At 40.8% G+C, this 353-nt stretch carries 1 protein-coding gene; it reads left to right on the top strand.

Annotated elements, in window-relative coordinates; translation table 11 throughout:
* Window positions 1-242 precede the first annotated feature (242 nt).
* Window positions 243-353 (top strand): transposase (locus ACTQ3A_RS13980; protein ID WP_441495352.1); only part of this gene is annotated, 111 nt, incomplete at its 3' end.

The following is a 353-nucleotide window of genomic DNA, read 5'->3' as shown; positions in this document are numbered from 1 at the left end:
TGCAGCATTTGCAGTAGCAGCATAAAGAATACCGCCAGCTGATTCATTCCTCAACTGACGGTATCCAATCACTTATTATTTTTCACTGTCCCCTTGACGGGTAGCACACCAATGCGGGTGAGAGTCAAATAGTTATACAATTGAGATCAACTCTTTCTAAATAGAGGTGTCCAAGCCACTATTTAAAAGAAAGAGGTGATCTCATGGCGAACCAGGCGAATAGCCTTGCGCATACCAAATGACTGTGCAAGTACCATATCGTGTTCACACCAAAGTATAGGCGAAAAATCATTTACAATCAATACAAGCAAGACCTTGCAGAGATAATTCATCAGTTATGTGCATATAAAGGT

It is taken from the genome of Bilifractor sp. LCP21S3_F8 (genome assembly GCF_052117805.1).
GTDB lineage: Bacteria > Bacillota > Clostridia > Lachnospirales > Lachnospiraceae > Bilifractor.
Note: the sequence above shows the minus strand (reverse complement) of the source record. Positions and strands in the feature narration are given on the sequence as shown.